The sequence below is a fragment of the Changchengzhania lutea genome (assembly GCF_006974145.1).
Classification (GTDB): Bacteria; Bacteroidota; Bacteroidia; order Flavobacteriales; family Flavobacteriaceae; genus Changchengzhania; species Changchengzhania lutea.
On sequence record NZ_CP039456.1, the window covers coordinates 1,307,426 to 1,329,002 of the forward strand.

A 21,577-nucleotide genomic window follows, 5' to 3' on the forward strand; every position below is an offset into this window, starting at 1 on the left:
TATTATAAAAATGTTTCTACAACACAAAGGCGTTCATATTTTTTATACCGACACAGGAGAAGGACAACCTTTGGTATTGCTGCATGGATTTCTAGAAAACAGTAGCATGTGGGAGGCATTCATTCCAGAAATATCAAAAAAAAACAGAGTCATTTGTATTGATCTGTTGGGTCATGGGCAAACGGAATGTCTTGGCTACGTACATACTATGGAACTTATGGCTGAAGCTGTTGATGCTGTTTTACAACATTTGCAGGTATATAAACCCATCATGATTGGTCACTCTATGGGCGGCTATGTCGCTTTGGCTTTTGCGGAAAGGAATCCTGAAGCATTACTTAAATTATGTTTAATGAATTCCACGGCACAAGAAGATTCTACCGAAAGAAAGGAAAATAGGGAACGCGCCATAAATGCTGTAAAACAAAATCACCAATTATTCATAAATATGGCAATCAGCAATTTATTCCGTCCCAAAAACAGAATCATTTTTGCAGAAGCCATCAAAGCCATAAAAAAAGAAGCCTTAAGAACACCACTTCAAGGTATCATCGCTGCTCTTGAAGGCATGAAAATTAGAAAAAACCGAGAAGCTATAATGAAAAACGGATCGTTTAAAACGATGATGATGATAAGCAAAAAAGATCCTGTTTTAGACTATGCAATAGTAATGGAAGAAGCCAAAAGAAACGAGGCAAAAGTCGTTGAATTTTCCGATGGGCATATGAGTTATATTGAAAATGAAAGTTTATTCTTTCAATCAATAATGTATTTTATCGAATAAATTATGCTTTTAATCGTTTTATTAAAATATATTACTATGTTTATAGTCCCCAAAACGATTCATTATGAAAACCACTACCCACAAAACTTCATTTATTCCTAAAATGTACTGCAACCTCTTTGGTCATGATTATCAAGTTTCTAAAAAGGTTACGCGTCATGTTAAGGAATATATGTGCTCTCATTGCAAAAGACAATTAACAACCAACAGCAATGGGAACTTAATTGAGCTCACCCCAAAATTTAAAGAGATAAATGCCATTCTTGAGCGTATTCACAACAGCCGAACGTTACGTTCAAAGGAAAAACTATTCAATTCATCGATTTGTTAACAGGTTGTTGATAACTTCTGAATGTTTTCACTATATTTAACTATCTCTCCTAGATAACATTAAACTAATTAATAGTGAAAATGAAAAACATTCATTGCAAGATGTTTGGTCATGATTTTAAAGTAGCGCGTCATGTTACCTATCATGTCAAAGAATATCAATGCCAACACTGCAAAAAACAATTGACTACAAGTGGAAATGGCAGCTTAATTGAGTTGACTCCAAAATTTAAAGATATCAATGATGTCTTAGAGCGTATCCATCAAAAGCGCCATTTGAGACTGAAAACTTTAAAGCAAGAAAAAACCTTAGCAACTAACACTCAAGAAAAACTACGTATAGCTTAGCCATTAAAGTTTTTCCAACCTTGCGCTTTAATAGGAATTTTAGTTTCTGCTCTAGTCACTAAATGCATCCCTTCCGACGCTTCTTTAATATAGCCAATAACCGTGAAATTAGGGTTCCCTTTTAAGTTTGGATAATCCTCTTGGGATATTGTAAATAACAATTCGTAATCTTCTCCACCATTTAAAGCCACGGTGGTACTATCTATATTAAATTCTTCACAGGTAGAAATCACTTCTTGATCTAAAGGAATTTTACTCTCGTACAAATCACATCCCACTTTACTTTGCTTACACAAATGCATAATTTCTGAAGACAAACCATCGCTGATATCAATCATTGCAGAAGGCTTCACCTTTAACTCACTAAGTAATTTCACAACATCTTTCCGTGCTTCGGGCTTTAGTTGCCGCTCAATTATATAGGTATATGATTCTAAATCTGGCTGACTATTAGGATTGACTTTATACACCTCCTTTTCACGTTCGAGCACTTGAAGACCCATATAAGCGGCTCCCAAATCTCCAGTAACCACCAGTAAATCATTAGGTTTAGCGCCATTTCTATAAACAACATCTTTTGGCTCTACTTCACCAATTGCGGTCACAGAAATTAAAAGTCCTGTTGTAGACGATGTCGTGTCGCCACCAACAACATCTATATCATAAACTTTTGCCGCAGTCTCTATACCCGCATATAAATCTTCCAAAGCTTCCAAAGGAAACCGGTTAGACACCGCTATACTTACTGTCACTTGAGTAGCTATAGCATTCATCGCGTATACATCTGATAGGTTTACCACGATGGCTTTATATCCCAGATGCTTCAAAGGCATATAGCTCAAATCAAAATGTACATTTTCAATAAGTAAATCTGTACTAATAACAACTTGATTCTTTTTAAAATCCAAAACGGCTGCATCATCGCCAATGCTCTTAATAGTCGTTTTCTGAGTCACCTCAAAATGCTTTGTTAAATGGTCAATGAGTGCAAACTCCCCTAAATCACTCAATGGGGTACGTTGCTGATTTTTATCTTCTATCATGCTGCAAAAATAGGAAGCTTATTAAAAAAAAGGAGGAAAAGATTCAATTATTGTTAGTCACATTTCAACTATTTGCAATAGACTCTGTCGATTTTAACATTTAAATCGACGATGTGTGGTTTACATTGTTCATAATTACCTTAATTTTGTTCCAGTGGTTTTGAACCATATATACTATTCATAAGCATTTCGAACAATATAAACCAATATAAGCTCGTTTATTTATACCAGTTTGAAAACAGAGAAAGCTTAGTTTAGAAAAAAAACAAAAAAATTGTCCTATGTCCTTAAAAAGTAAATACATCAATACTTTTAAAATTGTTATTGTTTGTCTTGTCTTAACTGTATGTCAATCTTGTGAGAACGAACCTGTCGAAATAACCCCCATAACAGACTCGGATGGTGATGGTATTGAGGAGGGTGTTGACAATTGCCCATTCACAGCAAACCCTAATCAAGAAGATGAAGACAACGATGGTATTGGAAATGTATGTGATGATGATTTTGGTGGCGATCCTGTCCCTTTAGCGCTCTGCGAAAACGGTTTTGCCGATATCTACCCATGTAAAGACTACGATTTAATGGCACGTATACCAATTAACGTTCTTGCGTCCACATTTACAGACAATTTAACAGCCCCAGAAGGGAGCGATATTTGGGGATGGACAGACGCCTCTACAGGAAATGAATATGCCATTGTAGGAACCACAAATAGCACAGCGTTTGTTGATGTTACAAACCCTTCTAATCCTGTGTTCTTAGGAAGAGTTAATACGGAAACCACAGATAGCTTTTGGCGCGATGTCAAGGTGTACAATAATTTTGCCTTTATTGTTGCTGATGGCGTAAATGACCACGGGATGCAAGTTTTCGATTTAACCCGTTTACGTAATGTTACTAATCCACCGCAAACCTTTACAGCAGACCAAGTTTTTAAAGATGTTGGCAGCTGTCATAACATTGTGATTAATGAAAGTGAAGCAATCGCCTATTTAGTGGGCTGTAACACCTTTGGTGGTGGCCCAAACTTTATTGATATCTCAAATCCAGCAAACCCGACAACCCTTGGTGGATTTGCATCTAATGGCTATTCGCACGATGCACAAGTTGTGACCTATAACGGCCCAGATACAGAACATACTGGAAAACAGATTTATATTGGGAGCAATGGTAGTACTCGAGTAACCAATAAAGTGGTCATATTAGATGTGACGGACAAAAGCAACCCATCGTTTATTGCTGAAGTGACATACCCTAATTCGCAATATGCACATCAAGGCTGGTTTACCGAAGATCAACGCCATTTTATTTTAGGAGATGAATTGGATGAGATTAGACTTGGAGGTTTAACAAAAACATTGGTTTTTGATTTTACTGACTTAGATAACCCCGTATTATCTTCAACTTATTTTGGCCCAACAGCAGCAATAGACCATAATGGATATGTAAAAGGAAACAAGTATTACTTAGCCAATTACAGAGCAGGAATGCGCGTTTTAGATATTACGAACATCGCTGCAGCTACTGATGCTATGACCGAAGTTGCATTTTTTGACACATACCCTTCAAGTGATAGTGCTGCTTTTAATGGAGCATGGAGTGTTTATCCGTATTTCCCAAGTGGAAATATCATCATCAGTGATATTGAAAGTGGTTTGTTCATTGTTAGACCTAGTGATTTATAATAGTGTAGCCCCATTTATACGAAAAAGAACATATTAACGATTGCGATTTTAGTTACAGCTTATACCCTGTTAAGTTGTAACCCGGATGACACGGATAAACCTAAAAACCCCAGTTTTATTGAAGATGTTATTACGCTCGGAGGCAGCCTCAACGAAAGTGCTCAAGCCGTTATCTCAACTAACGATGGTGGTTATGCCATTTTAGGCTATACGCAAAGTATGGATGGAGACATCACAGCTAAACAAGACGAATCTTTTGATTATTGGCTTACCAAATTTGATTCGGCAAGTAATCTAATGTGGCAAAAAACATACGGCGGCACTAGTAATGATAGGGGCAATTCTATTATTCAAACGGCAGATAACGGTTATGTCATTCTCGGAAATAGTCAAAGTAATGATGGGGATATTTCGACCAATGCCGGCTCCAGTGACTTTTGGGTTTCTAAATTGACAAATTCCGGAGACCTTGTTTGGGAACAGTCTTATGGATTTGCAGGGTCAGATGACGGCAATGCTATCATTCAAACCAATGATGGCGGCTACTTACTTGTTGGCGTTTTAGATGTTTCCGCTTCTGGTGGTCTGGGAAATAGCAAAATCAACTCTGGAAAATCAAGCAGTCATGCAGGTGGCGATTATTGGGCAATAAAATTAAATGCATCTGGCACGAAGGAATGGAGCCGTTTTTACGGTGGCAGTTTTACAGATATACCGTTTGATGTGATGCAAACTTCAGACAATGGGTATTTGATAGTGGGGTCTTCAGATAGTAATGATGTTGATATTACAAATAATATAGGAACTTACGATTTTTGGGTTATTAAAATATCTGAAACTGGAACTTTGGTTTGGGAAAAATCATTTGGTGGTTCAGAAATAGATGAATCTAGAGCCATTGTTCAAACTAACGATGGGAATTATGTCATTATAGGAGATACTAGAAGTGATACCATAGACGTTTCAAGCAATAAAGGCGCTGCTGATTTTTGGCTGATTAAAATGACTCCAAACGGTGATTTAATTTGGGAGAGAACAATTGGTGGTAGTAGTTTCGATGCCGGACGTTCCATTGCAATTACGCAAGATGGCGGTTTCGTAATTGTTGGCAGTTCTCGGAGCGCCGACGGAGATGTACCCGATAATAATGGGCAAAATGATGCGTTTATGATTAAGGTAGACACTAACGCAAACATTGTATGGCAAAAAACAATTGGTGGTTCTGAAATTGATCTTTTTGAAGCTGTCACAGAACTTAACAACGGAACAATTGTCGCTGTTGGTGAGTCTAATAGTGCTGATAACGATATTATTGAGAACAAAGGCTTTACAGATGCACTCATCTATACAATTAAAGATAACTAATGAAGAATATATTAATTTTCTTGAGCTTGGTGTTTTTAACCGCTTGCGCAGAAGATAATGACGACACTAATTTAGGTTATAATGTGACATTTAGTTTCTCGCACACTTGGGATGGAGAACCTGTTTCTGATGCCACTTTTAACACCATTCAATATACTAATGCCAATGGTGAGCAAATGAGCATTGAAAAGCTTCGGTATTTAATCTCAAATATCACCTTTCAAAAACCAAATGGCGATGAATTAATCCTCGATGGTTATCATTTAGTGGATGTTACCAGTGGCGAAAACTTGGTGATTACACCATCAGCTACAATCACTTCAGGAACCTATAGTAACGTGTCGTTTACCTTTGGATTTAATAACGAGGATAATTATGGGCAAACCTATTCCGATTTAAATTCAACCTCTTGGAATGTTCCTGAGATGCTTGGTGGCGGATATCATTTTATGCAATTAGAAGGCAAATTTATTGATAATACAGCTACCGCAACTGGTTATGCATATCATGCCATTAGAGCGGTTGATAATAGTGTAACCCCGCTAAAATTTCAGGATACTTTTTTTGTAGTTGATTTAGGGAAAGTGACCATAACCAATAATGCAACATTTAATATTGAAATGAATATTGCCGAGTGGTTTAAAAACCCTAATACTTGGGATTTAAATGTATTATATAATTCGCTAATGCCTAACTATCAAGCCCAAGTTATGATGTTTGAAAATGGGCAAAATACTTTCAGTTTAAAATCTGTAACACCCTAAGTTGCTTTGAAAAAATGGATCGTTTATATTGGTGTTTTAATTCTTTTCATTTTTGCCTCGTGCTCAAATGAATCGACAGATCAGTATATTCCAACACCAAGTCCGTTACAAATTCCACCTTTTTTTGAGGAAAATATATTAAACCCCGTCATTCCAATAGACAATCCACAAACCACCGAAGGTATTGCTCTAGGTAAAAAACTGTTTTTCGACCCTATTCTATCTGGCGACAATTCCCAAGCCTGTGCCGATTGCCATGCGCCCCAAAACGCCTTTACCGATGCCGAACGTTTTAGTGAGGGTATTGATGGTGTTTTTGGCAAACGCAACTCTATGCCGCTTTTTAATCTAGCTTGGAATTACGACGAAAAATTCTTTTGGGATGGTGCCTCATTTAGTTTAGAACATCAAGCGTTTGTCCCTGTTTCCGACCCGATTGAAATGGCGAGTCTCTGGACCGATGTTCAAACCAAACTTCAAGACCATTCCGAGTATCCAACACTGTTCCTGCAAGCATTTGGCGTAAACAAAATTGATTCTACATTAATAACAAAAGCCATTGCTCAATTTGAAAGAACCCTAATTTCATCCAATTCAAAATTTGACAAATATCTATTAGGGGAAGCTATATTAACGCAAGAAGAGCTCGATGGTTTTAACGTGTTTATGGACGAAACTAAAGGCGATTGTTTCCATTGTCATGGAAATGAAAACAACCCATTATGGACCGATAACAGTTTCCATAATAATGGATTGGACGCCACATTTTCAGATCTTGGATTAGGTAAAGTTACGGGCGATCCAGCCGATAATGGAAAATTCAAATCGCCGTCCTTACGAAATCTCGCGTTTACGGCACCCTATATGCACGATGGTAGATTTACCACAATAGATCAGGTTATTAATCATTATAGCGAAGGTCTTAAAAACTCACCTACGATTGATCCCTTGATGAAAAAAGTGGCACAAGGTGGCGTACAATTATCCGCAAAGGATAAAGTAGATCTTAAAGCGTTCTTATTATCACTTACCGATACAGAGTTTACAACCAATCCAGACTTTTTAAATCTATAAGAAATTACTATAAAACCATATGCTAATATAATGTTAGGTTATATGGAAATCCATGACTTATATTGTATATTTGCACTCTATTTAGACAAAATCTATATAAGAATTATGATTAAAGTTTCTGAAACAGCTAAGAAAAAAGTTATCGAGCTTATGCAAGATGAAGGCTACAATGCAACTACCGATTTTGTACGCGTTGGTGTAAAAAGTGGTGGTTGTTCTGGACTTTCTTATGATTTAAAATTCGATAACGAGAATAAAGATGGCGACAAGGTTTTTGTAGATAATGACGTTAAAATTATTGTTGACAAAAAAAGCTTTTTGTACCTAATTGGCACAACCTTAGAGTATTCTGGAGGATTAAACGGAACTGGGTTTGTGTTTAATAATCCAAATGCTAACCGAACTTGTGGTTGTGGTGAAAGCTTTTCTTTATAGTTCAAGTGTAGAAAGTAAAAAAGTTTAAAAAGTAATAAATGGCAAAGTTTAACTCTTTTGAAGAAATTATTTCATGGCAAAAATCAAGAGAATTAAATAAAGCTATTTATCACATAACAAACAATAATACTTCTTTCTCCAAAGATTTTGGATTAAGAGATCAAAATAAGAAGGTCAAGCATATCAATTTCTTCTAACATTGCTGAAGGATTTGAAAGAGAGACCACAAAAGAGTTTATTCGTTATTTATATATTGCAAAAGCATCTGCTGGAGAATGTCGTTCTCAACTATATTTAGCATTTGATTTAAAATATATTAACAATAATGATTTTAATAAATTAAAGTTAAACGTAAATGACATTTCAAAAATGTTGAGTGGTTTAATAAAATATCTTAATTCCACTTTATAAACTTTTAACTTTATAACATTAAAACTAATTTATGTCGAAGTATACCGAGGATGATTTACGCGAAGAACTAAAGACCAAAGAATATGAATACGGTTTTTACACAGATATTGAATCTGATACATTTCCTATTGGATTAAATGAAGATATTGTACGTGCCATTTCCCTAAAGAAAGAAGAACCACAATGGATGACTGATTGGAGATTGGAAGCCTTTAAAGCTTGGAAAGAAATGACCGAACCAGAATGGGCCAATGTACATTATACAAAGCCAGATTTTCAAGCCATCTCATACTATTCTGCGCCAAATAGTAAACCAAAATACGATAGTTTAGATGAAGTAGACCCTGAACTTTTAGCAACGTTTGCAAAACTAGGCATCTCCATTGATGAGCAAAAAAAATTAGCGAATGTGGCTATGGACGTTGTGATCGATTCTGTTTCTGTAGCAACTACTTTTAAGAAAACATTAGGCGAAAAGGGTATTATTTTTATGAGTATTTCTGAAGCCATTAAAGAGCATCCAGAACTCGTTAAAAAATATTTGGGCACAGTAGTCCCACAAAAAGACAATTTCTACGCGGCATTGAATTCTGCTGTGTTTAGCGACGGTAGCTTTTGCTATATTCCTAAAGGGGTTCGCTGTCCAATGGAATTATCCACGTACTTTAGAATTAACCAAGCAGGAACCGGTCAGTTCGAAAGAACGTTAGTTATTGCAGATGAAGGAAGCTATGTGAGTTACCTCGAAGGTTGTACCGCACCGAGCCGAGATGAAAATCAGTTACACGCAGCCGTAGTAGAGTTAATTGCATTAGATGATGCCGAAATAAAATATTCAACCGTACAAAACTGGTATCCAGGAAATGCCGAAGGCAAAGGAGGGGTTTACAACTTTGTTACCAAGCGTGGTCTATGTGAGACCAATGCGAAAATATCATGGACACAGGTTGAAACAGGGTCTGCTGTTACATGGAAATATCCAAGTTGTATATTAAAAGGTGATAATTCGGTTGGTGAATTTTACTCCATTGCAGTAACCAATAATTATCAGCAAGCCGATACGGGGACAAAGATGATTCATTTAGGAAAGAATACGAAGTCCACCATCATTTCAAAAGGAATTTCTGCAGGAAAATCCCAGAATAGTTATCGTGGATTGGTTCAAATAAATTCCAGGGCAGAAAATGCCCGGAATTTTTCACAATGTGATAGTTTACTAATGGGCAACGAATGTGGCGCGCATACCTTCCCATACATTGAAGCGAAAAACAAAACCGCAAAAATAGAACATGAAGCGACCACCAGCAAGATTGGAGAAGACCAGATTTTCTATTGCAACCAACGTGGAATAGATACCGAAAAAGCGATTGCACTTATTGTAAATGGTTTCAGTAAGGAGGTTTTAAATAAGCTCCCTATGGAATTTGCTGTTGAAGCACAAAAATTATTAGAGATTAGTTTAGAAGGAAGTGTAGGCTAAAATTCAATTATAGATGAAAAAAATAGGAATTCTATTAGTATTAATCACCATGGTTTTAAGTTGCAAAAACGAAGTGAAATCCCAAACATCAGAGGGTAATATTACTACAGAAGACGCTCAGAGAACAGAAAAACAAAGTGATGGTTTAACCCTATTAAAAGGTGAATTTGTCTATTATAATGGGGCGGCAGTATTGCAAACACGAAACGAAATTTACGGCATATTCATTACAGAAAAACTGGAAGAACTGGATAAAAAAGCTGGTCAGTATAAAAAAGAACCCACAGATATGGTCAATGTTGAAGTCAGAGGTAAAATTACCAATACCAAGGACGACAAAATACTTTGGGAAAATAAATTTGAAATTATCGAAATATTAAATGTTTCTGCTCCAAATGAGACAGAAAATAACATTGTAAAATTAGCACAATAACAGTATGTTAAAAATTAACAATTTACACGCAAGTGTTGAAGATAAAGGTATTTTAAGAGGTATAAACCTTGAAGTCAAACCAGGCGAAGTTCATGCAATCATGGGACCCAATGGCTCAGGAAAAAGCACATTGGCCTCTGTTATTGCAGGTAAAGAAGAATATGAAGTAACCGAAGGGAATATCCTTTTCGATAACGAAGATATTGAAGATTTAGCAGCTGAAGAGCGTGCGCACAAGGGTATCTTCCTATCCTTTCAATACCCAGTTGAAATCCCAGGAGTGTCTGTAACCAACTTTATTAAAACAGCTATTAACGCAACGCGTAAAGCAAAAGGTTTAGAAGACATGCCTGCAAAGGAGATGTTGAAACTCATTCGTGAGAAATCCGATTTATTGGAAATCGACAGAAAATTTCTGTCGCGGTCTTTAAATGAAGGGTTTTCCGGAGGAGAAAAAAAACGTAATGAAATTTTCCAATTGGCTATGCTAGAACCTAAACTGGCCATTTTAGATGAAACGGATTCTGGTTTGGATATTGATGCCTTGCGCATTGTTGCAAACGGCGTTAATAAACTTAAGAGCAAAGATAACGCTGTCGTAGTTATTACGCATTACCAAAGACTTCTAGATTATATTGTTCCAGATTTTGTACATGTTATATATGATGGGCGTATCGTGAAATCCGGCGGAAAGGAACTGGCTCATGAACTGGAAGAGAAAGGATACGATTGGATTAAAGAAGAAGTGAACGCATAGAAAAGTTTGCAGTATTCAGTTTCAGTGTGCAGTAGCTCACTAATACTGGAGATGTAAAACCTTAAAAAATAGGGAACAGTTTAACACTTAGTTACATTTATGAAAACTGAGACTGAAAACTGAGACTGAAAACTGAACACAATGGATTTAAAAGAAGAATTATTATCGTCCTTTTTAGTTTTTGAAGACAATGTAGATATAGATAGCTATGTCCATCATCTTCGAAATGATGCCATAAAAGTATTTGAAGAAAAAGGATTTCCAACCAAAAAGGAAGAAGCTTGGAAATACACCTCGCTCAATACCCTTATAAAACAGGATTATAGTGTTTTTCCAAAACAGGAAAACGCTTTGGAATATCGTGATGTAAAAAAGTATTTCATACATGATATAGATACCTATAAAATAGTATTTATAGATGGTAAATATTCATCACACCTGTCGCAAACTACTCATGACGGAATGGATATTTGCTTAATGTCTGCCGCACTCTCAAAGCCAAAATATCGTTTAATCATTGAAAATTACTTCAATAAAGCAGCAACAAAAGACAGTTTACCTTCTTTAAACACAGCCTTTTCAAACGAAGGTGCTTACATCCATATCCCAAAAAATAAGCTTGTAGAAAAACCTATTCAAATTATCCATTTTTCAACGGGAAACGAATCGGCAACGCTTTTACAACCACGTAATTTAATCGTGGTAGACGAGAATTCACATGTGCAAATCATTGAGCGTCACCAAAGTTTAACAGATAACTCGACTTTTACAAATAGTGTGACCGAGATTTTTGCAAACAAGCGCGCCATTGTAGATTATTATAAAATTCAGAATGACATTTCAAAGGCCTCATTAATTGATAATACCTTTATCAAGCAAAAACGAGAAAGCGTCGCCTCGGTGCATACTTTCTCATTTGGCGGCAAATTAGTTCGTAACAACCTTAATTTTTATCAAGAAGGCGAACGCATTGATTCTATTTTAAAAGGCGTCACTATTATTGGCGATAAGCAACACGTCGATCACAACACCCTGGTACATCATATAGAGCCCAATTGCGAAAGTCATCAAGATTATAAAGGTATTTTCGGCGAGAATTCCACTGGTGTATTTAACGGTAAAATTGTGGTAGATAAAAAAGCGCAAAAAACCAATGCCTTTCAGTCCAACAACAATATATTAGTTAGTGATAAAGCCACGATCAATACAAAACCTCAACTGGAAATTTTTGCAGACGATGTGAAGTGTTCGCACGGTTGTACCATTGGTCAATTAGATGAAAGCGCCATGTTTTATATGCAAACGCGCGGTATTCCAGAAAAGGAAGCCAAGGCCCTTTTAATGTATGCCTTTAGTAACAATGTTTTAAGTTCGGTAAAAATTCCTGAAATGAAACAACGTATTACTAAAATTATTGCTAATAAATTAGGTGTTAATTTAGGGTTTGATCTTTAAATTAATTTGAAGCTATTTCCCGCTATCCGCTATATCTTTTTTGCTTAGAAAAAAAGCAAAAAAGGATGCCGCTACTATCGGGGCTAAACACAAAGCCATGTTCAACGTAGACGATATAAGAAAAGATTTTCCCATTCTTTCAAGAGAAGTAAATGGCAAACCTTTAATATATTTAGATAATGCCGCTACATCCCAAACCCCAAAACAGGTTATAGACGTTATAGTAGACTACTATTCAAATTACAATGCCAATATCCACCGTGGTGTGCATACCTTAAGTCAGGAAGCTACCGATTTGTACGAACAAGCGCGTCAAAAAATCCAGCAACACTTTAATGCTAAGTTTTCGCATGAAATCATTTTTACATCGGGTACTACTCATAGCATCAATTTAGTCGCCAACGGATTTTCATCACTCTTAAAAACTGGCGATGAGATTCTTGTTTCAGCATTAGAACACCATAGTAATATCGTGCCTTGGCAAATGCTTTGTGAACGTACTGGCTCTATTTTAAAAGTCATTCCAATGAACTTGGAAGGCGAATTGGTTATCGCAGATTTTGATAGCTTGTTATCAAACAAAACAAAACTGGTATTTGTTAACCATATTTCAAATGCCTTAGGCACCATCAATCCTATTGAATACATTATTGACAAAGCACATCAAGTTGGCGCTGCGGTTTTAATCGATGGTGCGCAATCCTGCCCGCATATTAAACCCGATGTTCAGAAATTAGATGCCGATTTTTATGTGGCTTCTGCTCATAAAATTTGCGGTCCCACGGGCGTCGGTATGCTTTACGGAAAAGAAGCATGGCTCAACAAATTACCACCCTATCAAGGTGGTGGTGAAATGATATCCGAAGTCACTTTCGAAAAAACAACCTATGCCGAGTTGCCACATAAATTTGAAGCTGGTACTCCAAACATTTGCGGGGGCATTGCCTTTGGAGCTGCTCTTGATTATATGAACCAGATTGGTTTTGACGCCATAGCATCCTACGAAAACGAACTGCTTGATTATGCTACAGCAGAACTGCTTACCATAAAAGGACTAAAAATTTATGGTACTTCAAAAAACAAAACGTCTGTTGTTTCCTTTAATTTAGAAGGTATTCACCCATATGATATCGGGACTATTCTAGATAAATTGGGCATTGCTGTACGAACAGGGCACCACTGTGCGCAACCTATTATGGATTTCTACAACATTCCAGGAACGGTACGGGCCTCGTTTGCATTCTACAATACCAAATCAGAAATTGATGCTCTGGTTAATGGTGTGAAAAAAGCAAAATTGATGCTTTCGTAAACACGACTCTGTTATTACAATCCGAAAAATTTTATTCTTGCTTAAATTTCTCTGTTATCTATTTAACAGAATTGTGCAGTTTGTCGAATATTTAACAATTCTTTTACATATTGTTAACATATTCTATTTAATTCTTATATATTCAGCAAAATTTAAACCTAAACCTTCATTAAAATGAAAAAATTATTGTTGAGTATGGCCGCTGTAGCCCTATTATTTACAGCTTGTGATGATGACAAAAGTGCATCTATCGAGCAATCTAAAGTAGACATGAATGACTTTTATGTATATACAGATGCAAATGATGACGTAGCTTCAAAATCGGCAAATGATAAAGGAAATAAAAAATCCTGTTCATCTATGTCTGTCCTTAATAGACAACTTGATGCCAACCCGGGATTAGAAAGAAAGATGTACAACATAGAATTGCATACTAGACAATTCATTGCTGGAAAAGGCAAACCACCAGGATCTGGCGGCAGCGGTACTGGCGGAGGTGATACTGATGTAGATATACTACCAATTCAAGATAATTTAGGCATTATTAACATTCCCGTTTACGTACATATAGTCTATCCAAATGCAAATAGCATTTCTGATAGCAGGGTATCTGAGCAAATGAGTGTTTTAAACGCCGATTTTAAAAATACCAATACCGGTTTACTTCCTAGCGGAACAACCTTCGCAAACGATGCAACCAATGCCGAATTTAGTTTCTCATTGGCAGGAACTATTAGGCATGATGACCCTAAGTCTTCTTGGGGAACAAATGATGCTGTAAAAGTAGCATATCCCCCTATTACTCCAGAGACCCACTTAAATATTTGGGTTTGTGAAATAGGTGGAGGTATTTTAGGCTATGCACAATTCCCAGGCGGAAATGCTTCTACAGATGGTATTGTTCTTGGTGGTGCTTACTTTGGTAATACTGGCGGTGTATATGGTGCAGGTAGAACGGCAACCCACGAAGTTGGACATTATTTAAATTTACGTCACATTTGGGGAGACGGAAGATGCAACAGAGATGATTTTGTAGCTGATACACCTTTAGCTGGTGCTTCTAACGGAGGCTGTCCTTCATTCCCATCGGTAAGCTGTAAAACTGCTGATATGACCATGAATTATATGGATTACACGTATGACAACTGTATGTATATGTTTACCGATGGTCAAAGAAACAGAATGCGTGCTATATTTGCACAAGGAGGTTCTAGAGCGGGTATGCTAAACTAATTTCCACTTTAAATATAAAGTTAAAAGACGCCAAATTTGGCGTCTTTTTTGTATTGAACTCGTTTAAACTTTTTCAATTAGCTAAAAAATTGTTTTTTTGTACCCATTTTTCATCTTTTTTCATTACGTAGCGCTGCTATGCAACTCAAAAAAAACCTTAACTGGTCACAAAATGACTAATTCTCGACTCAATCCAAAAAGTTTAAACAAGTTCATTATTAATTATCCAAATAAATCGTAAACTCCATGAAATTTCTAATCGCACTTTTATCCATTGTTATTTTAGACAATGGCTGTTCCAAATCAAAAATCAATCAAGATACCCTCACTATTGAATATACTGCACAGGCACGAGGCCCTTATCAGCATATTAAAATCAACAAAAAAACCATCGCTGTTATTTCTACTAGAGGCGGGGAAACAAAGATAAAACCCTGTCTAGAAAAAGATTGGAACCGTCTCATAAGTATTCTTAAAACTGTAGATATTCAAAACATCCCAAATTTAGAGGCGCCTTCAGAAAAGCGGTTTTATGATGGTGCAGCCATCGCACGCTTAAAAATAACACATGATAAGGAGACCTTTGAAACGGAGCCTTTTGACCATGGAAATCCGCCAGAGGCTATTGCTCCACTTGTTAAAGAAATCTTATTGCTTTCAGAAAATATTGAATAGCAAGTTTTGTTATTGTATTTTTGCATAAAATGGATATTGTGACTATTGAAGCTATACAAGAAGAAATTATTGAGGAATTCTCCATGTTTGAAGACTGGGAAGAACGCTATCAGTATATGATTGATCTAGGGAAAGATTTACCCCTAATTGACGACCAATACAAAACCGAAAGTAATATTATAAAAGGATGCCAAAGTAAAGTTTGGGTGCATGCCGAAATGAACAGTGATAAGATCCAGTTTACAGCAGATAGTGATGCCATAATAACAAAAGGTATCATTGCTATTTTAATTCGTGTATTCTCCAATCAGCATCCTAAAGACATTATTGATGCCAATACCGATTTTATTGATAAGATTGGATTAAAAGAACATTTATCGCCTACTCGTGCCAACGGGTTGGTAAGTATGGTAAAGCAACTTAAAATGTATGCGATAGCATATCAAACACAATTGAACTAGTTTAATTGTTTATGCGTTTAGCGGTTATCCTTCTAAACGTATTTACAAAAGAACACATAAACTTAGAAAAGATGAGTGAAACAATAGATACTACAGCATTAGGCGAAAAAATAGTAAACGTACTTAAAACGATTTACGACCCGGAAATACCGGTTGATATTTATGAATTGGGTCTAATTTACGATGTGTTTGTAAATGAAGATTATGATGTTAAAATCCTTATGACATTAACAACACCCAATTGTCCAGTGGCTGAAACCTTGCCTTTAGAAGTTGAAGAAAAAGTAAAATCCCTTAACGAGGTAAAAAGCGCTGAAGTTGAAATCACGTTTGATCCGCCTTGGACCCAAGATTTAATGAGCGAAGAAGCGAAGTTGGAGTTGGGGATGCTTTAGAATAGAGCTTTCAGTATTCAGCGTTCAGTATTCAGTGTTCAGTAGCAGTTGGCGTAACCAGCCAAATTAATTCAAATTGATAAAGTAGCACCTAAATAAAAAAAATCTTGAAACCGACTATCCTCGAGGTAGAGCCATAGAGGTATTTCGTAGGTTTCATTTTGGCCTTTGCGCCAAAAACAGAAATTTTGTATTTTACCTCACCCGGATCTGCGAAAAAGCAGTTCCGACCTCTCCGAAGGAGAGGTAAAGCGGAAACCCCGGCAGAGCCTTCGGGGAATTATTTAAATTAAATACACAAAAAATGGAAGGTGAATATTATAAAACAAAAGAATCTGTTGAAGAATATATCGAACTTGCAAGAGAGGTAAATGGGGGGCAATTGATAGAAAAAATTACTAAATTTTTGCCTATAGATTCTCTTTTACTTGAAATAGGTTCTGGCCCAGGGACAGATTGGAAAGTCTTAAGTAACTATTATAAAGTTATTGGCTCAGATAATTCAACAGAATTTTTATATCACTTAAGCAACAAATATCCCCATGGGGAATTTCTTCTTCTGGATGCTATCACTTTAAAAACATCTCAAAAATTTGATGGTATTTATTCAAACAAAGTGATGCATCATTTAAAAGACAACGAATTAAGTGCCTCTATTAAAAGACAGTATGATATATTAAATGCTGATGGAATCATTTGTCATTCATTTTGGAAAGGACAGGGTTCTGAAATATTTAAAGGGCTATTCGTTAATTATCATACAAAGGAAAGCTTAATGACGTTATATCAAGATAATTTTGAGATCCTTTATATTGAAGCGTACGATGAATTTGATCATAAAGATTCCCTTTTGTTAATTGCAAAGAAAAAATAAAATGCCAGACGACATCATAAACCGCATAGCGAACAGTAAATTAATCACTTTAAATCTGGAGGATTATTACCCAGCAGGACAGCGTGTGCTTTTTGATATTAAAGACTGGCTTTTTGAAGGCATCGTTTTACGGGAAAAAGATTTTAGAAACCATGTCTTAGAACACGATTGGTCCCAATATAAAGACAACTATGTCGCTTTAATTTGCAGCAGCGATGCCATCGTTCCGGGTTGGGCTTTTATGTTACTTAGTGTGCAGTTACAGCCCTTTGTAAAAAAAACAGTCATTGGGGATTTAGAAACTCTAGAAACCGCTATCTATCAAGAGGTTTTAAGCCATTTAGATGTTTCAGACTACCAAGATAAATCGGTCATTATTAAGGGCTGTTCTAAAAAGCCCGTTCCGCAAAACGCCTATATTATGTTGGCAAATAAACTACAGCCCATAGCAAAATCCATTATGTATGGTGAGGCGTGTTCATCGGTACCTTTATATAAAAAGAAATAACTTTTATCCCATTTACAATTTACTTTAACTCTAACTTTTCTTGACTTTGTTAGATGTTGATATTAACTTTATCTTAGCACCTTCAAAACAATAAAAAAATTTTAAAACTGGCTATCCCCAAGACAAGCCATAGGGGGATTTCGCCTCCCGATAGTTATCGAAATCATTTTGTCCTCAGGGCCAAAAATTAAAATTTTGTATTTTACCTCACCCAAAACTGCCAAAAAAGGCAGTTCTGACCTCTCCCAAAGAGAGGTGAATAGGAAACCCCGACCCAAGGGTCGTAAAATTTTTAGATTAAAAATGAAAAAAACATTATTATTACTAAGCTTTTTTATCGGAATTATTTCTCTTCAAGCGCAGACCTTAGAGTCTGAATTAAAAGCAGAACAGGCTGCTAAAAAAGATTCGATCAAAGCTCTTGAAACTCGTGTTAATGCCATTCAATCTCAATTAGATGCTTTACCTGGTTGGAAAAAAGGTGCTTTTGGTACTATTGGCGGAAGTGTCTCTAATTTTAAAAACTGGTACGCACAGGGAAATCCTAATAATGCCTCTGGAAATATTGGTGTTACAGTAAATGCATTTGCGAACTTAACACAGGATAAGTTTTTCTGGAGAAATGCAGCCAACGTCAATTTGTCTTGGGTAAAATTAGATGACAAGGATGACCCAACAGACAATGATTCGTTTAGAGAAGCTACAGACGTTTTTAATATTACATCTTTATACGGTAGAAAATTAAATGAAAAATTTGCCATTTCGGGCTTGGGAGAATACCGTACGACTTTACTAAGTAATTTTAATGATCCTGGATATTTAGATCTTGGTGTTGGTGCCACTTGGACACCTATACAAGATTTAATAGTCGTGGTTCACCCATTAAACTACAACTTTGTATTTAGCAATGAAGACGCTATTTTCGAGTCATCATTAGGAGCTAAAATTCTAGCGGATTATACGAGACAAATTGGCGCCATAAGCTTTAAAACAAACCTCTCTATGTTTCAAAGTTATGAAAGTTCAGATCTTTCAAACTGGACATGGACCAACTCTTTTGGCTATACGCTTTGGAAAATGATTGGAGTAGGTTTTGATTTTGGATTAAGAAACAATAAACAAGAAGCTTTAAACTATGCCGTAAATACTTTAGGCGATGCTACAGCTACATTTGACAATGTGGATAACGATTTACAATCTTACTGGATTGTTGGTCTAAATTATAAGTTCTAAAAAGACTTGATTTCTAAAACATAAAACCCACAGTTCAGATAGACCTGCGGGTTTTCTGTATTTGAACTCATCTTGACTTTTTGTTTTTAACCGAAAATGAGTTGGAATTTGTTCAGATTAGGCAGTTTTTGAAAGGCATAGCATCGTTACGCATAAGAAAAGTAACGAAATATGGGCGAATTTCAGCCATTTTTTAGGAAATAGAAAAAGTCAAGATGAGTTCATTAAGTAATATCAGTTTCTTTTGAATTTTCTTTTCTTATTCTTCCTGCCGAACAAGCGCTTAAAAAATTTATCGCGTTTTATGGGTTCACAATTTAAGTCTGCCAACACTTGAGGTGATGGTTTTTCAAAATGGCTTTTTGTTATCTCATTAAAAGTAGCATCTGCGTTTAATTTCTGATAGAACTTTGCAAAAACTGGAAGTGCCGAATTAGCCCCTTGTCCCATTCCCGTAGTTTTAAAACCAATGGCATGATTATCATTTCCTACCCAGGTTACCGTGACCAGCTTTGGAGTAATTCCAACAAACCAACCATCTTTATTATTTTGAGTGGTTCCTGTTTTTCCAGCAATGGCATTCGTTAAATTATAAGTACTTCTTAACCTCGAAGCTGTTCCAGAATTAACAGTAGATTTCATCATTTCCAACAACACTTGTCTGGTATAACTATTGAAGGCCTCCTGCTTATTTTCTTCTGGTTCGAATGAAGCAATGACATGTCCATTTTTATCTTCAACCTTTAAAATACAATACGGTTTTGCTACACGGCCACTGTTAACATAACTTGTATAGGCAGCTGTAAGCTCTCTTAAATTAATTTCAGCGACACCCAAAACTATTGATGGCTGATTGGGCAGGGTTTTAGTAATGCCCAATTTCTTAACCTGATCTAAAACCTTTGGAATTCCAACTTTATTTAAAACCTTTACTGAAATGGTATTTACAGAATTGCTTAATGCCTTTTCTAAATTATAGTTAATATGTTCACCTTCTACAGTGCCGCCAGAATTACTGGGTGTCCAATTATCGTAATTTGTATAAGTCACTTCGTCTAATGAAAAATAGGTACACGGATTCATGCCATCTTCAATAGCGGCAGTATATACAAATGGTTTAAAGGTAGAACCCACTTGTCTTTCACTCTGTGAAACATGATCGTATTTAAAATAGCGGTAATCAATTCCTCCAATGTAGGTCCTAATGGCGCCTGTCGTCGATTCAACTGAGAGCATCCCCGTATTTAAAAACTTCAGATAATGCCGCAAACTATCTTTTACTGAAACGTTCTTTATCGTATCGCCTTCCCAACGAAACAATTCAACGTCGCGCTTCAAAATAAGTGAATCTTGAATTTGTTTTTCTGACAAACCTTTTTCTTGATAGGATTGATAAACAGGCGTATTTTTAACAGCGGCATCAACTAATTGTTTATTTTTTAACCAAGGGGCACGCGTTCCGTAGGACATTTCAAAATCTTTTTGCAGTGCCGTTAAATGTTCTTTCATGGCCTCTTCTGCCAATTGTTGCATATTATAATCCAGAGTAGTGTGCACAATCAGTCCGTCCTTATACAAATCATAAGGCTCACCGTTTGGCTTCATTATAGTGTCTAATAATGTTGCTAATTCCTTTTTAACCTGCTCCCTAAAATAAGGGGCTATCCCTACGTCATGATTAAATGAACGATAATTTAAAACCACATCCTGATGGGTGTAAAAATCTAAAGAATCATTAGACAGATATTTATATTTTACCATTTGATTCAACACCATGTCTCGTCGCTCTTGACTTCGCTTTAAATGTAATCGTGGATTAAAGTAATTATTCGCTTTTAAGGTGCCAATTAATGTGGCCGCTTCAGATTGGGTTAAATCAGACGCCGGTTTGTTGAAGAATTTACGGGAAGCGCTTTCGATACCATAGGTGTTATCTGGAAAGGGAACGGTATTAAAATAAAGTGTGAGAATTTCATTTTTAGAATAAATGGATTCAATTCGTTTAGCAACAATCGCTTCCTTAAACTTATTTACTAGCATGCTAAAAACCACATAATCTTTTCTTCCGAATAGATTCTTGGCCAATTGCAAGGTGATGGTGCTTCCACCACCTGCCGATCTATCTTGAAATATGATGTTTTTAACGAACACACGCATCAAACTTACATTATCTATCCCGTCATGCTCAAAAAATCGGGCATCTTCTGTAGCAATGAGTGCATCAATTAAATGCTGGGGTAAATCCTCAAAATGTAGAGGCTGTCTGTCATAAATATAATATTTACCAATTAAGCGACCATCTTTGTCCAACACTTGAGTAGCTTGCTCCTGTTTAATGGAGCCCAATGCTTCAGTTGTGGGTAGCGCACCAAAAAACCCTAAATATATAGATAGGTACAGCCCAATTAAAAAAAGGAGTCCGGCTGCGGAAATAATCGCTAGCCATTTTATCCATTTATATTTAAATATGTTTAACAACCTTTTTACAAGCGGTGACTCTGGAAAAATTTTCATTGGAAAGA

General features: G+C 36.2%; 24 protein-coding genes. 22 read left to right on the forward strand and 2 right to left on the reverse strand.

Going from position 1 to position 21,577, the window contains the following annotated elements:
• The first annotated feature begins 10 nt into the window (after positions 1-10).
• The 3 genes from FAF07_RS06165 (at position 11) to FAF07_RS06175 (ending at position 1,462) form a co-directional block, all read left to right on the forward strand.
• Positions 11-784 (forward strand): alpha/beta fold hydrolase, encoded by a 774-nt coding sequence (locus tag FAF07_RS06165; RefSeq protein ID WP_142784279.1) that lies wholly within the window; start codon positions 11-13, stop codon positions 782-784.
• A 64-nt stretch (positions 785-848) separates the two neighbouring features.
• On the forward strand, positions 849-1,115 hold the full coding sequence (locus FAF07_RS06170) for a hypothetical protein (RefSeq protein ID WP_142784280.1): 267 nt from the start codon (positions 849-851) through the stop codon (positions 1,113-1,115).
• A gap of 80 nt (positions 1,116-1,195) precedes the next feature.
• Entirely contained in the window at positions 1,196-1,462 is a 267-nt protein-coding gene (locus tag FAF07_RS06175; RefSeq protein WP_142784281.1) for a hypothetical protein, read from the forward strand.
• Here FAF07_RS06175 and thiL read toward each other — a convergent pair.
• Positions 1,459-2,505: a thiamine-phosphate kinase gene (gene thiL / locus FAF07_RS06180; protein WP_142784282.1), complete on the reverse strand. Its 1,047-nt coding sequence runs from the start codon at positions 2,503-2,505 to the stop codon at positions 1,459-1,461. The genes FAF07_RS06175 and thiL overlap by 4 nt on opposite strands.
• Positions 2,506-2,786: 281 nt before the next feature.
• On the opposite strand from thiL, the gene FAF07_RS06185 reads away from it, so the two are divergent.
• The 19 genes from FAF07_RS06185 to FAF07_RS06270 all read left to right on the forward strand — a co-directional run bounded on the left by FAF07_RS06185 (position 2,787) and on the right by FAF07_RS06270 (position 19,055).
• Complete coding sequence (locus FAF07_RS06185) at positions 2,787-4,190, forward strand: choice-of-anchor B family protein (protein WP_142784283.1); 1,404 nt, start codon at positions 2,787-2,789, stop codon at positions 4,188-4,190.
• 219 nt (positions 4,191-4,409) lie between these two features.
• Positions 4,410-5,555, forward strand: coding sequence for a hypothetical protein (locus tag FAF07_RS06190; RefSeq protein WP_246067785.1), 1,146 nt, complete (start codon positions 4,410-4,412; stop codon positions 5,553-5,555).
• A complete protein-coding gene (locus FAF07_RS06195; protein WP_142784285.1) occupies positions 5,555-6,319 on the forward strand; it encodes an MbnP family protein in 765 nt (254 codons plus the stop codon). Before FAF07_RS06190 ends, FAF07_RS06195 begins: the two co-directional genes overlap by 1 nt.
• Before the next feature lie 6 nt (positions 6,320-6,325).
• Complete coding sequence (locus FAF07_RS06200) at positions 6,326-7,393, forward strand: cytochrome-c peroxidase (RefSeq protein ID WP_142784286.1); 1,068 nt, start codon at positions 6,326-6,328, stop codon at positions 7,391-7,393.
• A 105-nt stretch (positions 7,394-7,498) separates the two neighbouring features.
• Positions 7,499-7,828: a HesB/IscA family protein gene (locus FAF07_RS06205; protein ID WP_142784287.1), complete on the forward strand. Its 330-nt coding sequence runs from the start codon at positions 7,499-7,501 to the stop codon at positions 7,826-7,828.
• A 38-nt stretch (positions 7,829-7,866) separates the two neighbouring features.
• Entirely contained in the window at positions 7,867-8,025 is a 159-nt protein-coding gene (locus FAF07_RS18810; protein ID WP_246067786.1) for a four helix bundle protein, read from the forward strand.
• Position 8,026: 1 nt separating this feature from the next.
• Positions 8,027-8,239, forward strand: coding sequence for a four helix bundle protein (locus FAF07_RS18815; RefSeq protein ID WP_246067820.1), 213 nt, complete (start codon positions 8,027-8,029; stop codon positions 8,237-8,239).
• Between the two features lie 31 nt (positions 8,240-8,270).
• Positions 8,271-9,719, forward strand: a complete 1,449-nt coding sequence (sufB, locus tag FAF07_RS06215) for a Fe-S cluster assembly protein SufB (RefSeq protein ID WP_142784288.1) — start codon at positions 8,271-8,273, stop codon at positions 9,717-9,719.
• 13 nt (positions 9,720-9,732) lie between these two features.
• Positions 9,733-10,152 (forward strand): hypothetical protein, encoded by a 420-nt coding sequence (locus FAF07_RS06220; protein ID WP_142784289.1) that lies wholly within the window; start codon positions 9,733-9,735, stop codon positions 10,150-10,152.
• 4 nt (positions 10,153-10,156) lie between these two features.
• Positions 10,157-10,909 (forward strand): Fe-S cluster assembly ATPase SufC, encoded by a 753-nt coding sequence (gene sufC / locus FAF07_RS06225; RefSeq protein WP_142784290.1) that lies wholly within the window; start codon positions 10,157-10,159, stop codon positions 10,907-10,909.
• Positions 10,910-11,050: 141 nt separating this feature from the next.
• Positions 11,051-12,364 carry a Fe-S cluster assembly protein SufD gene (sufD, locus tag FAF07_RS06230; protein WP_142784291.1) on the forward strand — a complete coding sequence of 438 codons (1,314 nt, stop codon included), beginning with the start codon at positions 11,051-11,053 and terminating at the stop codon, positions 12,362-12,364.
• 97 nt (positions 12,365-12,461) lie between these two features.
• Positions 12,462-13,676 carry an aminotransferase class V-fold PLP-dependent enzyme gene (locus FAF07_RS06235; RefSeq protein ID WP_142784292.1) on the forward strand — a complete coding sequence of 405 codons (1,215 nt, stop codon included), beginning with the start codon at positions 12,462-12,464 and terminating at the stop codon, positions 13,674-13,676.
• Positions 13,677-13,850: 174 nt separating this feature from the next.
• Complete coding sequence (locus tag FAF07_RS06240; RefSeq protein WP_142784293.1) at positions 13,851-14,909, forward strand: zinc metalloprotease; 1,059 nt, start codon at positions 13,851-13,853, stop codon at positions 14,907-14,909.
• Between the two features lie 246 nt (positions 14,910-15,155).
• Complete coding sequence (locus FAF07_RS06245) at positions 15,156-15,584, forward strand: hypothetical protein (RefSeq protein ID WP_142784294.1); 429 nt, start codon at positions 15,156-15,158, stop codon at positions 15,582-15,584.
• 38 nt (positions 15,585-15,622) lie between these two features.
• Positions 15,623-16,045 (forward strand): SufE family protein, encoded by a 423-nt coding sequence (locus tag FAF07_RS06250; protein WP_142786551.1) that lies wholly within the window; start codon positions 15,623-15,625, stop codon positions 16,043-16,045.
• Positions 16,046-16,116: 71 nt separating this feature from the next.
• Positions 16,117-16,440: a DUF59 domain-containing protein gene (locus FAF07_RS06255; protein WP_142784295.1), complete on the forward strand. Its 324-nt coding sequence runs from the start codon at positions 16,117-16,119 to the stop codon at positions 16,438-16,440.
• A gap of 304 nt (positions 16,441-16,744) precedes the next feature.
• Positions 16,745-17,314 (forward strand): class I SAM-dependent methyltransferase, encoded by a 570-nt coding sequence (locus tag FAF07_RS06260; RefSeq protein ID WP_142784296.1) that lies wholly within the window; start codon positions 16,745-16,747, stop codon positions 17,312-17,314.
• A 1-nt stretch (position 17,315) separates the two neighbouring features.
• Positions 17,316-17,822 (forward strand): DUF2480 family protein, encoded by a 507-nt coding sequence (locus tag FAF07_RS06265; protein ID WP_142784297.1) that lies wholly within the window; start codon positions 17,316-17,318, stop codon positions 17,820-17,822.
• Between the two features lie 303 nt (positions 17,823-18,125).
• Positions 18,126-19,055, forward strand: coding sequence for a DUF3078 domain-containing protein (locus tag FAF07_RS06270; RefSeq protein WP_142784298.1), 930 nt, complete (start codon positions 18,126-18,128; stop codon positions 19,053-19,055).
• Positions 19,056-19,289: 234 nt separating this feature from the next.
• Here FAF07_RS06270 and FAF07_RS06275 read toward each other — a convergent pair whose 3' ends face one another.
• Positions 19,290-21,569, reverse strand: coding sequence for a transglycosylase domain-containing protein (locus FAF07_RS06275; RefSeq protein ID WP_142784299.1), 2,280 nt, complete (start codon positions 21,567-21,569; stop codon positions 19,290-19,292).
• Positions 21,570-21,577: the final 8 nt, after the last annotated feature.